This is a genomic window from Saccharothrix algeriensis (genome assembly GCF_016907655.1).
Taxonomy (GTDB): domain Bacteria; phylum Actinomycetota; class Actinomycetes; order Mycobacteriales; family Pseudonocardiaceae; genus Actinosynnema; species Actinosynnema algeriense.
This window is the reverse complement of record NZ_JAFBCL010000001.1, coordinates 4628327-4641165: the sequence shown is the minus strand read 5'-3', so window position 1 is coordinate 4641165 and position 12839 is coordinate 4628327. Positions and strand designations below refer to the sequence as shown.

At 72.5% G+C, this 12839-nt stretch carries 14 protein-coding genes; 4 read left to right on the top strand and 10 right to left on the bottom strand.

Features of this window, described 5'->3' with window-relative positions; genetic code table 11:
• Positions 1 to 54: 54 nt before the first annotated feature.
• Positions 55 to 1200: a polyamine ABC transporter substrate-binding protein gene (locus JOE68_RS21250; RefSeq protein ID WP_204844047.1), complete on the bottom strand. Its 1146-nt coding sequence runs from the start codon at positions 1198 to 1200 to the stop codon at positions 55 to 57.
• Positions 1193 to 2344 (bottom strand): ABC transporter ATP-binding protein, encoded by a 1152-nt coding sequence (locus tag JOE68_RS21245; protein ID WP_204844046.1) that lies wholly within the window; start codon positions 2342 to 2344, stop codon positions 1193 to 1195. The genes JOE68_RS21250 and JOE68_RS21245 overlap by 8 nt, the downstream gene beginning before the upstream one ends.
• A 171-nt stretch (positions 2345 to 2515) precedes the next feature.
• Between JOE68_RS21245 and JOE68_RS21240 the strand changes: the two genes are divergently transcribed.
• Positions 2516 to 2779 (top strand): DUF2631 domain-containing protein, encoded by a 264-nt coding sequence (locus JOE68_RS21240; protein WP_204844045.1) that lies wholly within the window; start codon positions 2516 to 2518, stop codon positions 2777 to 2779.
• A gap of 201 nt (positions 2780 to 2980) precedes the next feature.
• Positions 2981 to 3469, top strand: coding sequence for a beta-class carbonic anhydrase (locus JOE68_RS21235; protein WP_204844044.1), 489 nt, complete (start codon positions 2981 to 2983; stop codon positions 3467 to 3469).
• 267 nt (positions 3470 to 3736) lie between these two features.
• Here JOE68_RS21235 and rlmN read toward each other — a convergent pair whose 3' ends face one another.
• Positions 3737 to 4843, bottom strand: a complete 1107-nt coding sequence (rlmN, locus tag JOE68_RS21230) for a dual-specificity RNA methyltransferase RlmN (protein WP_204844043.1) — start codon at positions 4841 to 4843, stop codon at positions 3737 to 3739.
• 108 nt (positions 4844 to 4951) lie between these two features.
• On the opposite strand from rlmN, the gene JOE68_RS21225 reads away from it, so the two are divergent.
• Positions 4952 to 5581: a PadR family transcriptional regulator gene (locus JOE68_RS21225; RefSeq protein ID WP_204844042.1), complete on the top strand. Its 630-nt coding sequence runs from the start codon at positions 4952 to 4954 to the stop codon at positions 5579 to 5581.
• A 6-nt stretch (positions 5582 to 5587) separates the two neighbouring features.
• Here JOE68_RS21225 and JOE68_RS21220 read toward each other — a convergent pair whose 3' ends face one another.
• Together JOE68_RS21220 and JOE68_RS21215 are read right to left on the bottom strand one after the other, a co-directional pair.
• Positions 5588 to 6565: an aldo/keto reductase gene (locus tag JOE68_RS21220; protein WP_204844041.1), complete on the bottom strand. Its 978-nt coding sequence runs from the start codon at positions 6563 to 6565 to the stop codon at positions 5588 to 5590.
• Positions 6566 to 6594: 29 nt separating this feature from the next.
• Positions 6595 to 7341: a class I SAM-dependent methyltransferase gene (locus JOE68_RS21215; RefSeq protein WP_307819788.1), complete on the bottom strand. Its 747-nt coding sequence runs from the start codon at positions 7339 to 7341 to the stop codon at positions 6595 to 6597.
• Between the two features lie 53 nt (positions 7342 to 7394).
• Between JOE68_RS21215 and JOE68_RS21210 the strand changes: the two genes are divergently transcribed.
• Positions 7395 to 8210 carry a VOC family protein gene (locus tag JOE68_RS21210; protein ID WP_204844039.1) on the top strand — a complete coding sequence of 272 codons (816 nt, stop codon included), beginning with the start codon at positions 7395 to 7397 and terminating at the stop codon, positions 8208 to 8210.
• A 303-nt stretch (positions 8211 to 8513) separates the two neighbouring features.
• Here JOE68_RS21210 and JOE68_RS21205 read toward each other — a convergent pair whose 3' ends face one another.
• From JOE68_RS21205 to rpsB, 5 genes are all read right to left on the bottom strand, one after another.
• Complete coding sequence (locus JOE68_RS21205; RefSeq protein ID WP_204844038.1) at positions 8514 to 9365, bottom strand: phosphatidate cytidylyltransferase; 852 nt, start codon at positions 9363 to 9365, stop codon at positions 8514 to 8516.
• A gap of 82 nt (positions 9366 to 9447) precedes the next feature.
• Positions 9448 to 10005 carry a ribosome recycling factor gene (frr, locus tag JOE68_RS21200; RefSeq protein WP_204844037.1) on the bottom strand — a complete coding sequence of 186 codons (558 nt, stop codon included), beginning with the start codon at positions 10003 to 10005 and terminating at the stop codon, positions 9448 to 9450.
• A gap of 46 nt (positions 10006 to 10051) precedes the next feature.
• Positions 10052 to 10762 (bottom strand): UMP kinase, encoded by a 711-nt coding sequence (pyrH, locus tag JOE68_RS21195; protein WP_239564498.1) that lies wholly within the window; start codon positions 10760 to 10762, stop codon positions 10052 to 10054.
• 113 nt (positions 10763 to 10875) lie between these two features.
• Positions 10876 to 11691 carry a translation elongation factor Ts gene (gene tsf, locus JOE68_RS21190; RefSeq protein ID WP_204844035.1) on the bottom strand — a complete coding sequence of 272 codons (816 nt, stop codon included), beginning with the start codon at positions 11689 to 11691 and terminating at the stop codon, positions 10876 to 10878.
• Positions 11692 to 11793: 102 nt separating this feature from the next.
• Entirely contained in the window at positions 11794 to 12639 is an 846-nt protein-coding gene (gene rpsB / locus JOE68_RS21185; RefSeq protein ID WP_204844034.1) for a 30S ribosomal protein S2, read from the bottom strand.
• Positions 12640 to 12839 lie beyond the last annotated feature (200 nt).

Sequence of the window (12839 nt, the reverse complement as noted above, 5' to 3'; positions counted from 1 at the left end):
CCTGCTGCCGCGACCCACGTGGCGACCCCCGCTACCGCCGGGGCGCACCGCCGGTCAGCCGGTCTTGACCCGGGTCCACGCGTCGGCGTAGCGGGCCTCCGCCTCGCCGCCGAGGTCCTTGGTGAACGGCAGCTTCGCCAGCTGCTCGTCCGACGGGTACACCAGCGGGTCGTCCAGCAGCTCCCGGTCGATCAGCGGCTTGGCCGCCGCGTTCGGGCTGCCGTAGCGGACGGCGTTGGCCAGCGCCGCGCCGACCTCCGGCCCCAGGACGTAGTCGATGAACCGGTGGGCGTTCGCCGCGTGCGGCGCGTCCTTGGGCACGCACAGCAGGTCGACGTAGGACAGCCCGCCCTCGGACGGGATCGCGTAGGCGATGTCGGGGTTGGCCTCGCGCGCCTGGAAGGCGTCGCCGGAGTACGCCTGCGCCAGGGGGACCTGCCCGCCGGTCAGCGGCTCGATCACGTCGGAGGTGATCTGCCCGATCCTCTTCTTCAGCTCCAGCAGCACCGCCACCGCCTCGTCGAGGTGCCGGGGATCGGTGGTGTTCGGGTCGTGGCCGGCCTTCAGCAGGCCCAGCGCCATCGCGTCCCGCGCCTCGTCCAGGATCGTGCTGCGGCCCTGCGCGGCGGCCAGGTCGTAGGCCGAGAAGCCGGTCACGTCCCCGAGCCGCGACCGGGAGTAGGCCAGGCCCGTCGTGCCCCACGCCCACGGCACCGAGTGCGCGTTGCCCGGGTCGTAGTCGGCTTCGGTGAACCGCTTGTCCAGGTTCGCCAGGTTCGGCAGCAGGTCGTGGTCCAGCGGCATGAGCAGGCCCGCGCGCAGGAAGCGGCGCACGAAGTTGTCGCTGGGCACCACGAGGTCGTAGCCCGCCGCGCCGGAGGCGATCTTGGCCTCCATCTCGTCGTTGGTGCTGAAGTTGTCGTAGGTGACCCGGACGCCGCTCGCGGCGGTGAACCCCGACAGGGTGTCCGGCGCGATGTAGTCGGTCCAGTTGTAGAAGTTGAGCTCCGGCTCGTCCCGGGCGTTGGTGGCCTCGGCCTGCGACGCCGGGGCGCCGCCGTTGCCCGGCGCCTCGCCGACCCCGCACGCGCCGGTCGCGGCCAGCGCGAAGAACGCCGTGGACCGCAACAGGGCCCGGCGGGTCACCCGCGGGTCGGCCACGTCCCACAGGCGGGCGATCCGGAGGTTGCGATCAGTCATCTGCGCTCCCCAGCAGCACGGTGAAGTCCGGGTCCCAGGCCATCCGCACCGGCTGGCCGGGCGCGCCGGCGTCGTCGATGCGGCGGGTGTTCTGCACGAACGCGACCAGCTCGCCGCCGCCGGGCACGTCGACCACGTACTGCGTCGACACCCCGGCGTAGACGACGTCGCGCACCGTGCCGCTGAACACGCACCAGCCCGGCGGCGGCTCGCCCGACCGGTCGTAGAGGTGCACCTTCTCCGGCCGCACCGTCGCCGCGACGCGCTGCCCGTGCCGGGCGGAGCCGTTGAGCGGGGCGCGCAGCCGCGTCACGCCCGGCGCGGACAGCTCCACCCACCGACCGTCCACACCGGACACCTCGGCGTCGAGGATGTTGGACGTGCCGATGAACCCGGCCACGAACCGGGTCGCGGGGCGTTCGTAGACGTCCTCCGGGTAGCCGACCTGCTCCAGCTTCCCGGCGTTCATCACGGCGATGCGGTGCGACAGGACCAGGGCTTCCTCCTGGTCGTGCGTCACGTACAGGAACGTCGTGCCGACCTCGCGCTGGATGCGCATCAGCTCCATCTGCAACTCCTTGCGCAGCACGGCGTCCAGCGCGCCCAGCGGCTCGTCCAGCAGCAGCAGCCGCGGCCCGGCCGCCAGCGCGCGGGCGATCGCCACCCGCTGCTGCTGACCGCCGGACAGCTGCGCGGGGCGCCGCCGGGCGAAGCGGCTCAACCGCACCAGCTCCAGGTGCTCGCCGACGGTCTTCCGCAGCGCCTCGCCCCGCACGCCCTTGCGCTTGACGCCGTACGCCACGTTGTCCCACACCGACATGTGCGGGAACAGCGCGTACGACTGGAAGACGGTGTTCACGTCCCGCCGGTAGGGCGGCACGCCGACCATGTCCGCGCCGTCCAGCTCGATGCGGCCGGCGTCCGGGCGCTCGAACCCGGCGACCATGCGCAGCAGGGTCGTCTTGCCGCACCCGGACGGCCCGAGCACGGAGAAGAACTCCCCCTCGTGGACGCGCAGCGTGACGTCGTCCACCGCGGTCTGGTCGGAGAAGCGCTTGGTCACCCCGTGAAGGCCGACCTCGACGGGCGCGAAGGTGTCCGGGGCGGGCTCCTCGGCCGGGTGGAAGCCGGGCTGTTCGGTCAACTCTTCGCCTTTCCGGCAGCGCTCGGGCGGCTTCGGCCGCGGTCCCCACGTCGAACAGCGGCCGAGGGTAGACGGCGGCGCTGTGCCGCGCACCTCACGTCTCGCGCGGGCCCACCATGTGCGACGATTGGCCGGTCGGTGAACGTGATCGGGCAGGAAGGTCGTGCGGCTGTGTCTTCGTCCTCGGAACTGGACAAGCGTCCGGCGGTCGACACCCACGACGAGCCGTCGGCCGAGTGGGGCTGGCACGGCACCTTCCCCAAGGGGCTCAAGATCGCCGGCTGGCTGTCGGTGCTGGCGACGCTGTCCATGCTGATCGGCAACCACCAGGGCCGCACCGAGGACATCTGGGTCATCGCGTTCGCCGCCGGCTTGGCGCTGCTGCTGGTCTGGGACCAGGTGCGCGGCCGCACCTCCTGGCGCCGCAAGGGCTAGGGCCCCGCCCTTCGCGCGTCCGGCCGGGCCACCCGGCCGGGCGATCCCCTCACGCGGTGACGCCTCGCGACCTCCCGTCGTGGCGACGGGTCTGCCGTCCCACCCTGTGAACGCCGGTTGCGCGCGTCCGCCCGCGCCAGTTGGGTTCGGTGTCGCGCAGAGCACACACCGACTCGCTCTCCGTGAGAGGGAGGACCCGCCATGTCCGTCACGGACGAACTCCTCGCCAACAACGCCGCCTACGCCGAGCGGTTCACCGGCCCGCTGCCGCTGCCCCCGTCGAAGCACGTCGCCGTCGTGGCCTGCATGGACGCCCGCCTGGACGTGTACCGCGCGCTGGGCCTGAACGAGGGCGAGGCGCACGTCATCCGCAACGCCGGCGGCGTGGTCACGGAGGACGAGATCCGGTCGCTGGCGATCAGCCAGCGCCTGCTGGGCACCAGAGAGATCATCCTCATCCACCACACCGACTGCGGGATGCTGACCTTCACCGACGACGAGTTCAAGCGGGCCATCCAGGACGAGGTCGGCGTGAAGCCGCCGTGGGCGGCCGAGGCGTTCCCGGACGTGGAGGAGGACGTGCGGCAGTCCCTCGCCCGCGTCCGCGACAACCCCTACATCCCGGTGAAGGACTCCGTCCGCGGCTTCGTGTTCGACGTCGCCACCGGCAAGCTCACCGAGGTCGCCTGAGCACGACGGCGCTGCCCGACCGAAGGCGCACGCGGAGCCGGGTGACGCACGTGCCCGGCTCCGAGGTCGGCTCCCGGCCCCCGGCGGACTGCTCAGCCCGACGTCGGGAGAAGCGGTCGTTCCGGCGACTCCGCGGCCCGTGCCGGATCGTCCTCGCGCAGCGACCCGGTCGCCGGTCGACCCGCGTCACCGACCCCGCCGGATCCGCGGCCCCGCACCCGAGGGCAGGCGCTCCCGCACCCCGGCCGCCGTCGAGCGGACGCGGGCTCAGCCCTCGGCGGCGAGCTGGCCGCACGCCGCGGCGATCTCCTGACCGCGCGTGTCGCGCACCGTGCACTCCACGCCCTGCTCCTTCACCCGCCGCACGAACTCCCGCTCCACCGGCTTCGGCGAGGCGTCCCACTTCGACCCCGGCGTCGGGTTCAGCGGGATCACGTTCACGTGCACCAGCCGCCCCAGGTGCCGGCGCAGCACCTTGCCCAGCAGGTCCGCCCGCCACCCCTGGTCGTTGATGTCGCGGATCAGCGCGTACTCGATGGACACCCGGCGCCCGGTCCGGTCCGCGTAGCCGCGGGCGGCCTCCAGCACCTCGGACACCTTCCACCGCGTGTTCACCGGCACCAGCGTGTCCCGCAGCTCGTCGTCCGGCGTGTGCAGCGACACCGCCAGCCGGACCTGGAGCCCCTCCTCGGTCAGCTTCCGGATCGCGGGCACCAGCCCCACGGTCGACACCGTCACCGACCGCTGCGAGATGCCCAGCCCGCCGGGCGCCGGGTCGCAGATGCGGTGCACCGCCTCGACCACGCGCCGGTAGTTCGCCAGCGGCTCGCCCATGCCCATGAACACGATGTTCGACAGCCGGCCGGGCCCACCGGGCAGCTCGCCGTCCCGCATGGCCGCGGCGCCGCGGCGCACCTGGTCCACGATCTCGGCCGTCGACAGGTTCCGCGTCAGCCCGCCCTGCCCGGTCGCGCAGAACGGGCACGCCATCCCGCAGCCTGCCTGGCTGGAGATGCACAGCGTCGCGCGGTCCGGGTAGCGCATCAGGACGCTCTCGACCAGCGTGCCGTCGTGCGCGCGCAGCAGCGTCTTGCGGGTCGACCCGCCGTCGGCCTCCACCGAGCGCAGCTCGGTCCACAGCGGCGGCATGAGGTCGGACACCAGCTTCTCGCGGGTGGCCGCCGGGATGTCGGTCATCTCGGCGGCGTCGGCGGTGAGCCGGCTGAAGTAGTGGTGGGACAGCTGCGCGGCGCGGAACGGCTTCTCGCCCAGTGCCGCGACGGCCTCCTTGCGCTGGTCGGCGGTGAGGTCGGCGAGGTGGCGCGGCGGCAGGCCGCGCTTGGGCGCGTCGAAGACGAGGGGAAGTGCAGTCATGGCGCCCTCCAGTGTCCCACGTCCGCGGAGCGGTCCTCACCGTTGCATCGCGACAGGTTCCGATATATCGTCGACACGTCACGACCGATTGACGAAGGAGACAGCGACATGCGTTCCCACCACGGGCACCACGAACGGCACCACCGGGAGCGGGGCTTCGGCGACCCGCGGCGCGGCTTCGGCGGCGGCTTCGGGCCCTTCGGCGGCCCCCCGGTCCCGCCCGGCCCGCCCGACTTCCACCACGGCGGACCGGGGCGCGGCCGGCACGGCAGGCAGCGCCGCGGCAACGTCCGCGCCGCGGTCCTGACCCTGCTGCTCGAACGCCCCATGCACGGCTACGAGATGATCCAGGAGATCGGCCGGCGCACCGACGGCCTCTGGCGGCCCAGCCCCGGGTCGGTCTACCCGACGCTGCAGCTGCTGGCCGACGAGGGGCTCGTCGCGGCCAGTGAGGAGGCGGGCGGCAAGAAGCTGTTCACGCTCACCGGGACCGGGCAGGCCGAAGCGGCGAAGCTGGAGGGCGCCCCGCCCTGGCAGCAGGTCAACGACGAGGTCGACCTGCACGCGGCGAAGCTGCGCACGGCGTCGCGGCACCTGGGGTCGGCGATGCAGCAGATGGCCCACGCGGGCACGCGCGAGCAGAAGACGCGCGCCGTCGAAGTCCTCAACGAGGCCCGGCGCAAGCTCTACGCCATCCTCGGCGAGCTGGACGTCGAAGAGGACACCGACGACGAGTGAACCGCCCTACCAGCGGTCGTGCACCAACGGCCGCACCAGCTCGTCGTAGACCGCGCGCACCCGGTCGTGCGAGGTCAGCGGCGCGAGGTCGGCGGCGGCCGAGTTGGCCCGGGCCTGCTCGGCGTTGCGGGCGCCGGGGATCACCACCGTGACGCCCGGCTGGTCGACGACCCAGCGCAGCGCGAACTGCGCCATCGTCGCGCCCTCGGGCACCAGGCCGCGCAGCCGGTCCACGGCCTCCAGCCCGACCTCGTACGGCACGCCGGAGAACGTCTCGCCGACGTCGAACGCCTCGCCGTTGCGGTTGAAGCTGCGGTGGTCGTCGGCGCCGAACGCGGTGTCGCGGCGGTACTTGCCGGACAGCAGCCCCGAGGCGAGCGGGACGCGGGCGACGATCGCCACGCCCGCGTCCGCCGCCGCGGGCAGCACCCGCTCCAGCGGCTTGAGCCGCAGCGCGTTCAGGATGATCTGGACGCTCGCCACACCCGGCCGGGCGATGGCGGTCAGCGCCTCCTCGGTGGTCTCCACGGACACGCCGTAGGCGGCGACCCGCCCGGCCTCCACCATCTCGTCCAGGGTGTCGAAGACCTCGTCGGAGGAGTACACCGGCGTCGGCGGGCAGTGCAGCTGGACCAGGTCCAGGGTGTCCACGCCGAGGTTCGCGCGGGACCGGTCGTTCCAGGCCAGGAAGTTGTCCCGGGTGTAGTTCGCCGGGGTCTGCCCGACGCGGCGGCCCATCTTGGTCGCCACGGTGATCGCGGCGTCGCCGCGCTCCCGCAGGAACCGGCCGACCAGCTGCTCGCTGCGCCCGTCGCCGTAGACGTCGGCGGTGTCGAAGAAGGTCACGCCCGAGTCCGCGGCGGCGTGCAGCACGGCCAGCGCGTCCGCCTCGTCCACCCGGCCCCAGTCCGCGCCGAGCTGCCAGCAGCCCAGCCCGATGACGCCGACCTGCCGCCCCAACCTGCGCGCGTCGCGATTCTCCACGGCAGCGATCCTATGCGCGCGCCGGCCGCCTACGGCAGGACGAGACCGCACGGTTTCCGCCGGGTGTGGACGCGGTAGCCGACCTCGAACGACAGGCCGGGCGTCCGGGCCACGGCGCGTTCGGCGACCTCGGCGGAGAACTCGATGCGCAGCACCGCCTCCAGGTCCTCGCGCGTTTCGAACCGCCACAGCGCGCGCACCCGGCGCAGCGCGAAGCCCTGAGCCGCGAAGAACCGCTCCACGTCGGCGGGGTCGTAGCGGGGCTCGTCCGCGCACAGCCAGGGGCCGTAGGGCTCGGCCGTGCCGTCGAGGTCCACGATCGCGAGCGTGCCGCCGGGCCGGAGCACGCGGTCCGCCTCGCGCAGGCCGGGCTCGCAGCCGGGGCCGAAGAAGTAGGCGGTGCGCGCGTGCACGAGGTCGGCGCTGCCGTCGGGCAGCGGGAGCCGTTGCGCGGGACCCGCCACCACGGAGGCGTTGGGCAGCCCGTCGACCCTCGTGCGCGCCCGGCGCACCAGCGGCGGGTGCGGCTCGACCCCGGTGACCCGGGCGGCGTCGCGCGCGAACACCGGCAGGTGGAACCCGTCGCCGCAGCCGACGTCGACCACGTCGCGGCCGGTCCAGTCGCACGCCTCGCGCAGCGCCCGCCAGATCGCCCCGTCCACGTCCTGGGCGCGGTTCTCGACCTCGTAGACCTCCGGCCAGTTCCAGATGTTCGGGCTCGGCAGGACGTCGGTGGGCCGGACGGCGGACAGGGCGGCGCGGACGAATCCCTTCACGGGACGACTGTAGAGCCGTACCGTGATCTTCCCCGGCAGCGCAGGAGGCAACGGTGTCGATCGTCCCGAACTCCCCCGCATTGGCTGAACTGCTCCACGGCGCACCGTGCTGGGTGGAGCTGCCCACGGTGGACGAGCAAGCCTCCGCCGACTTCTACTCCGGCCTGTTCGGGTGGACCTACGCCGACGTGCACGGCCGCACCGTGGCCGTCGCGGGCGGGCTGCCGGTCGCCGAGCTGGTGCCCGCCGACGGCGGCTTCGGCTGGACGCTGTACCTCAACACCCCGCACGCGCGCGCGACCGCCGAGAAGGCGCACGCCCTCGGCGGGCACGTGCTGCGCGAGCCCAACGAGCTGGACACGCTGATCGCCGACCCGACCGGCGGGGTGGTCGGCTTCCGGCGCGTGCCGCCGGACTGGCTGTTCGGCGCGGACGGGCACGGGGCGTACGCGTGGGCGGAGCTGAACACCCGCGACGGCGCGACCGCGGACGCGTTCTACCGGGAGCTGTGCGGTTTCGAGGTCACGCAGGTCGGCGACGGCCAGGCGGTGGACTACACGACCTGGGCCGTCGAGGGGAACACGGTGCTGGGCCGCCAGCGGATGGGCCGGGCCTTCGCGCCCGGGACGCCCGCGCACTGGATGGTGTACTTCACCGCCGCGCCCGAGATCGGGGCCGACTCGGTCGCCTCGCGGGTGCTGGAGCTGGGCGGGCGCATCACCGTGGAGCCCTACGACACCCCGTTCGGCCGGGTCACCGCGGTGGCCGACCACTCGGGCGCGGTGTTCTCGGTCATCGACCCGTCCCGCTCGGCGCCGCTGACCGAGGAGGAGACCGGCGCCCCGGTGGACGACCCGTTCGACGACTGACGCGGGGTGCCGAAGTCCGCGCCGGGGATTGTCGTACCCCCGGCGTAGCGTCGGTGTGCGACCTGTGCCACACCTCCCGCCGCACGGGAGGTGTGGTCGACGCCGGTCGGTTCCGCGCCCGGTCGGTCCCGGATGAGGGGTCGGGACCGCTCGGGCGCGTGCCGCCGGCGCGTGCCCGCCCGGCTCGCGGGCCGGGCAGCCGCCCGTGCCCACCCGCCCGTGCCCACCCGCCCGTGCCCACCCGCCTGTGCCCGTCCGCCCGTGCCCGTCCGCGCGGGTGCGCCCGCCCGGGCGCGTTGCGGCTCAGGCGGGGACGAAGGCTTGCAGGAGCAGCCACGACACGACGGCCGAGGGCAGCAGCGAGTCCATCCGGTCCATCAGCCCGCCGTGGCCGGGCAGCAGCGTGCCCATGTCCTTGAGCCCGAGGTCCCGCTTGATCAGCGACTCCACCAGGTCTCCGGTGGTGGCGGTGACCACGAGCGCGGCGCCGAACAGCACGCCGTGCCACCACTGGCCGCCCAGCAGCAGGCCGACGGTGAGCGCGCCGCCGACCATGCCCGCCGCCATCGAGCCCGCGAACCCCTCCCAGGACTTCTTCGGGCTGATGGTGGGCGCCATGGGGTGCTTGCCGAAGAAGACGCCGGCCGCGTACCCGCCGGTGTCGGACAGGACCACGCCGACGAGGAAGCACAGCACCCGGAACACGCCGTCCTCGGCGACGACCAGCATCACCGCGAAGGAGGCGAACACGGCCACGTACACGACGGTGAAGACCGACGCGGTGACGTCCCGCAGGTAGCCGTCCGCGCCGTCCTTCAGCCGCCAGATCAGGCACACCAGGACGGTCACCACGAACGCGGTCAGCACGCCCTCGCGCCCGTACGGCCAGGCCAGCCACACCACCGCCTGGCCGCCCAGGAGCACGGGCGCCAGCGCCACCCGGATGCCCGCCCCGCGCCGCACCGCGCCCGCCAGCTCGTACATCGAGACCGCCACCGCGATCGCGACGACGCCGACGAACAGCTGCCGCACCGTGAACAGCGCGAACAGGATGACCGCGCCCAGGCCGACGCCGACGGCGACGGCCGCGCGCAGGTCCCGGCCCGCGCGTGACGCGCTCGGGCGGGCCGCGCCCTGCTCACCGCCGCCTGACACCTGTGCTCCTATCACGGTCGCCGACCGACCGGGGAAGACCTGCGGCCGGCCACCCGGCCGGACGACACCGACGCGACCACACCTAGACCTCGAGCAGCTCGGCTTCCTTGTGCTTGACCAGCTCGTCGACCTGCGCGACGTAGCGGTGCGTCACGTTCTCCAGCTCCTTCTCGGCGCGGGAGCCCTCGTCCTCGCCGACCTCGCCGTCCTTGACCAGGCGGTCCAGCTCCTCCTTGGCCTTGCGGCGGATGTTGCGGATGGAGACCTTGGCGTCCTCGCCCTTGCCCTTCGCGACCTTGACCATCTCGCGGCGGCGCTCCTCGGACAGCTGCGGGATCACCACCCGGATGACCGAGCCGTCGTTGGAGGGGTTGACGCCCAGGTCCGAGTCGCGGATGGCCTTCTCGACCGAGTTCAGCTGGCTGGTGTCGTAGGGCTTGACGACCGCCATCCGCGCCTCCGGGATGGCGACGCTGGCCAGCTGGTTCAGCGGGGTCGGCGAACCGTAGTACTCGACGACGATGCGGGAGAACATGGCGGGTGTGGCGCGGCCGGTGCGCACCGCCGCCAGGTCTTCCTTCGCCACGGACACCGCTTTTTCCATCTTCTCCTCGGCGTCGAGGAGGGTCTCGTCGATCACGGCTGACTCCCTTGGTGTGCGCAGTTCGGCTCAAATCCCAGCAGGTCTAGAAAGACGGGCGACCACCGGGGGTGCTCACCAGCGTGCCGATCTTCTCACCGCGCACGGCCCGCGCGATGTTCCCCTCGGTGAGCAGGTTGAACACCATGATCGGCATGTTGTTGTCCATGCACAGGCTGAAGGCGGTCGCGTCGGCCACGCTGAGGCCCCGTTCGAGCACCTCGCGGTGGGTGATGTGGTCGAACATCTGCGCGTCCGGGTCGATCCTCGGGTCCGCGGTGTAGATGCCGTCCACGGCCTTGGCCATCAGCACGACCTCGCAACCGATCTCCAGCGCCCGCTGCGCGGCGGTGGTGTCGGTGGAGAAGTACGGCATCCCCGCGCCGCCGCCGAAGATCACCACGCGGCCCTTGTCCAGGTGGCGCATGGCGCGGCGCGGGATGTAGGACTCGGCGACCTGGCCCATCGTGATGGCGGTCTGCACGCGCGTCTCGATGCCGTGCTCGCGCTCCAGGAAGTCCTGCAGCGCCAGGCAGTTCATGACGGTGCCCAGCATTCCCATGTAGTCGGCGCGGCTGCGGTCCATGCCGCGCTGCTGGAGTTCGGCGCCGCGGAAGAAGTTGCCGCCACCGATGACGACGGCGACCTGGACCCCTGTTCGGACGACCGCGGCGATCTGGCGGGAGACGGTCTGCACGACGTCGGGGTCGACGCCGACACCCCCGCCGCCGAACATCTCGCCACCGAGTTTGAGCATGACCCGGCGGTAACCGTGGCCTGGCTCCTCGTCTACCTCTGCGCTCAACAGGTCCTCCTCTGGACACGGCAAGGGCGGGGTTGCATCCTCGCGCAACCCCGCCCCCACGCGAATCAGGCTTCGCCGACCTCGAACCGGGCGAAGCGCGTCACGGTGACGCCGGCCTCGTCCAGCACGGCCTTGACCGTCTTCTTGGACTCCGTCACGGAAGCCTGCTCCAGGAGCACGACGTCCTTGAAGAAGCCGTTGACCCGGCCCTCGACGATCTTGGGCAGCGCGGCCTCCGGCTTGCCCTCCTCGCGCGAGGTCTCCTCGGCGATGCGGCGCTCGTTGGCGACCACGTCGGCGGGCACCTCGTCGCGGGTGAGGTAGCGGGGGCGCATCGCGGCGATCTGCATGGCGGCGCCGCGCGCGGCGTCCTCGCTGTCACCGGTGTACTCGACCACGACGCCCACGGCGGGCGGCAGGTCGGCGGCCCGGCGGTGCAGGTAGGTGGTGACGGCGCCGTCGAAGACCGCGACCTTCGCCAGCTCCAGCTTCTCGCCGATCTTGGCCGAGAACTCCTGGACGACCGCGTCGACGGACTGGCCGTCGAGGTCGGTGGCCTTGAGCACGTCGACGTCCGCCGGGCGGGTGGCCTTGGCGACCGCGACGATCCGGGAGGCCAGCTCCTGGAAGTCGGAGTTCTTGGCGACGAAGTCGGTCTCGCAGCGCAGCTCGACCATCACGCCGTCCTCGGCGGCGACCAGGCCGTTCGAGGTGGTGCGCGCGGCGCGCTTGTCGACGTCCTTCGCACCCTTGATGCGCAGGATCTCGACCGCCTTGTCGAAGTCGCCGTCAGCCTCTTCCAGCGCCTTCTTGCAGTCCATCATGCCTGCGGCGGTCAGCTCGCGCAGGCGCTTCACGTCAGCGGCGGTGTAGTTCGCCATCGTGCGGGTTTCCGTTCCTTCTGCGGGATACGCGCGGGGTGGTGCGGTGGCCGGGGACGCGCGCCGTGCCCACGAGGTGTCGCGGGCACGGCGCGCGGCGGGTCAGGACTGGACGGCCTCGGTGCCCTCGGCGGGCGCGGCGGGCTTGTCGGTCGCCTCGGCGCCGACGAGCAGCTCCTGCTCCCACTCGGCCAGCGGCTCGTCGGTGGCGACGCCCGGCTCGGGCTTGTCGGCGCCGTCGGCGACGTTGGTCCGGGCGCCCGAGCGGGCCATCAGACCGGCGGCCGCGGCCTCGGCCACGACCTTGGTCAGCAGCGCGGCGGACCGGATGGCGTCGTCGTTGCCCGGGATCGGGTAGTCGACCTCGTCCGGGTCGCAGTTGGTGTCGAGGACCGCGACGATCGGGATGTTCAGCTTGCGCGCCTCGCCGACCGCGATGTGCTCCTTCTTGGTGTCCACGATCCAGACGGCGCTGGGCACCTTGGACATGTCGCGGATACCGCCGAGCGTGCGCTCCAGCTTGTCCTTCTCGCGGTTCATCATCAGGATTTCCTTCTTGGTGAAACCCTGGAAACCGCCGGTCTGCTCCATCGACTCCAGCTCCTTGAGCCGCTGGAGGCGCTTGTGCACCGTGGAGAAGTTGGTGAGCATGCCGCCCAGCCAGCGCTGGTTCACGAAGGGCATGCCGACGCGGAGGGCCTCGTTGGCGATGGCCTCCTGCGCCTGCTTCTTGGTGCCGATGAACAGGATCGACCCGCCGTGCGCGACCGTTTCCTTGACGAACTCGTAAGCCCGGTCGATGTAGGTCAGCGTCTGCTGGAGGTCGATGATGTAGATGCCGTTGCGCTCGGTGAGGATGTAGCGCTTCATCTTCGGGTTCCAGCGACGGGTCTGGTGCCCGAAGTGCACGCCGCTGTCGAGCAGCTGCTTCATGGTGACGACGGCCATGGCCGGGTTCGCACCTCTTCGATCAGGCGCGCCGGCCTGGACCGGCGCGCGTTCCGGTTGTTCGCGGTGGACCGGGTCGGACCACCGCCCTGGTGCCCCTGCCGCCGCCCGAACCAGAGTTGACCTCAGGACCGCCGGACGCCGCGACCCGAACACGGTGGGGTGAACCGGGTCTGCATTGGCACGCGAAGTCGCCCCGC

What these genes read in the sequence shown, in the direction of transcription:
- JOE68_RS21250 (WP_204844047.1), bottom strand. Translation starts at nt 1,200, where the DNA reads ATGACTGATCGCAACCTCCGGATCGCCCGCCTGTGGGACGTGGCCGAC.
- JOE68_RS21235 (WP_204844044.1), top strand. Translation starts at nt 2,981, where the DNA reads ATGTCCGTCACGGACGAACTCCTCGCCAACAACGCCGCCTACGCCGAG.
- rlmN (WP_204844043.1), bottom strand. Translation starts at nt 4,843, where the DNA reads ATGACTGCACTTCCCCTCGTCTTCGACGCGCCCAAGCGCGGCCTGCCG.
- JOE68_RS21225 (WP_204844042.1), top strand. Translation starts at nt 4,952, where the DNA reads ATGCGTTCCCACCACGGGCACCACGAACGGCACCACCGGGAGCGGGGC.
- pyrH (WP_239564498.1), bottom strand. Translation starts at nt 10,762, where the DNA reads ATGCTCAAACTCGGTGGCGAGATGTTCGGCGGCGGGGGTGTCGGCGTC.
- tsf (WP_204844035.1), bottom strand. Translation starts at nt 11,691, where the DNA reads ATGGCGAACTACACCGCCGCTGACGTGAAGCGCCTGCGCGAGCTGACC.
- rpsB (WP_204844034.1), bottom strand. Translation starts at nt 12,639, where the DNA reads ATGGCCGTCGTCACCATGAAGCAGCTGCTCGACAGCGGCGTGCACTTC.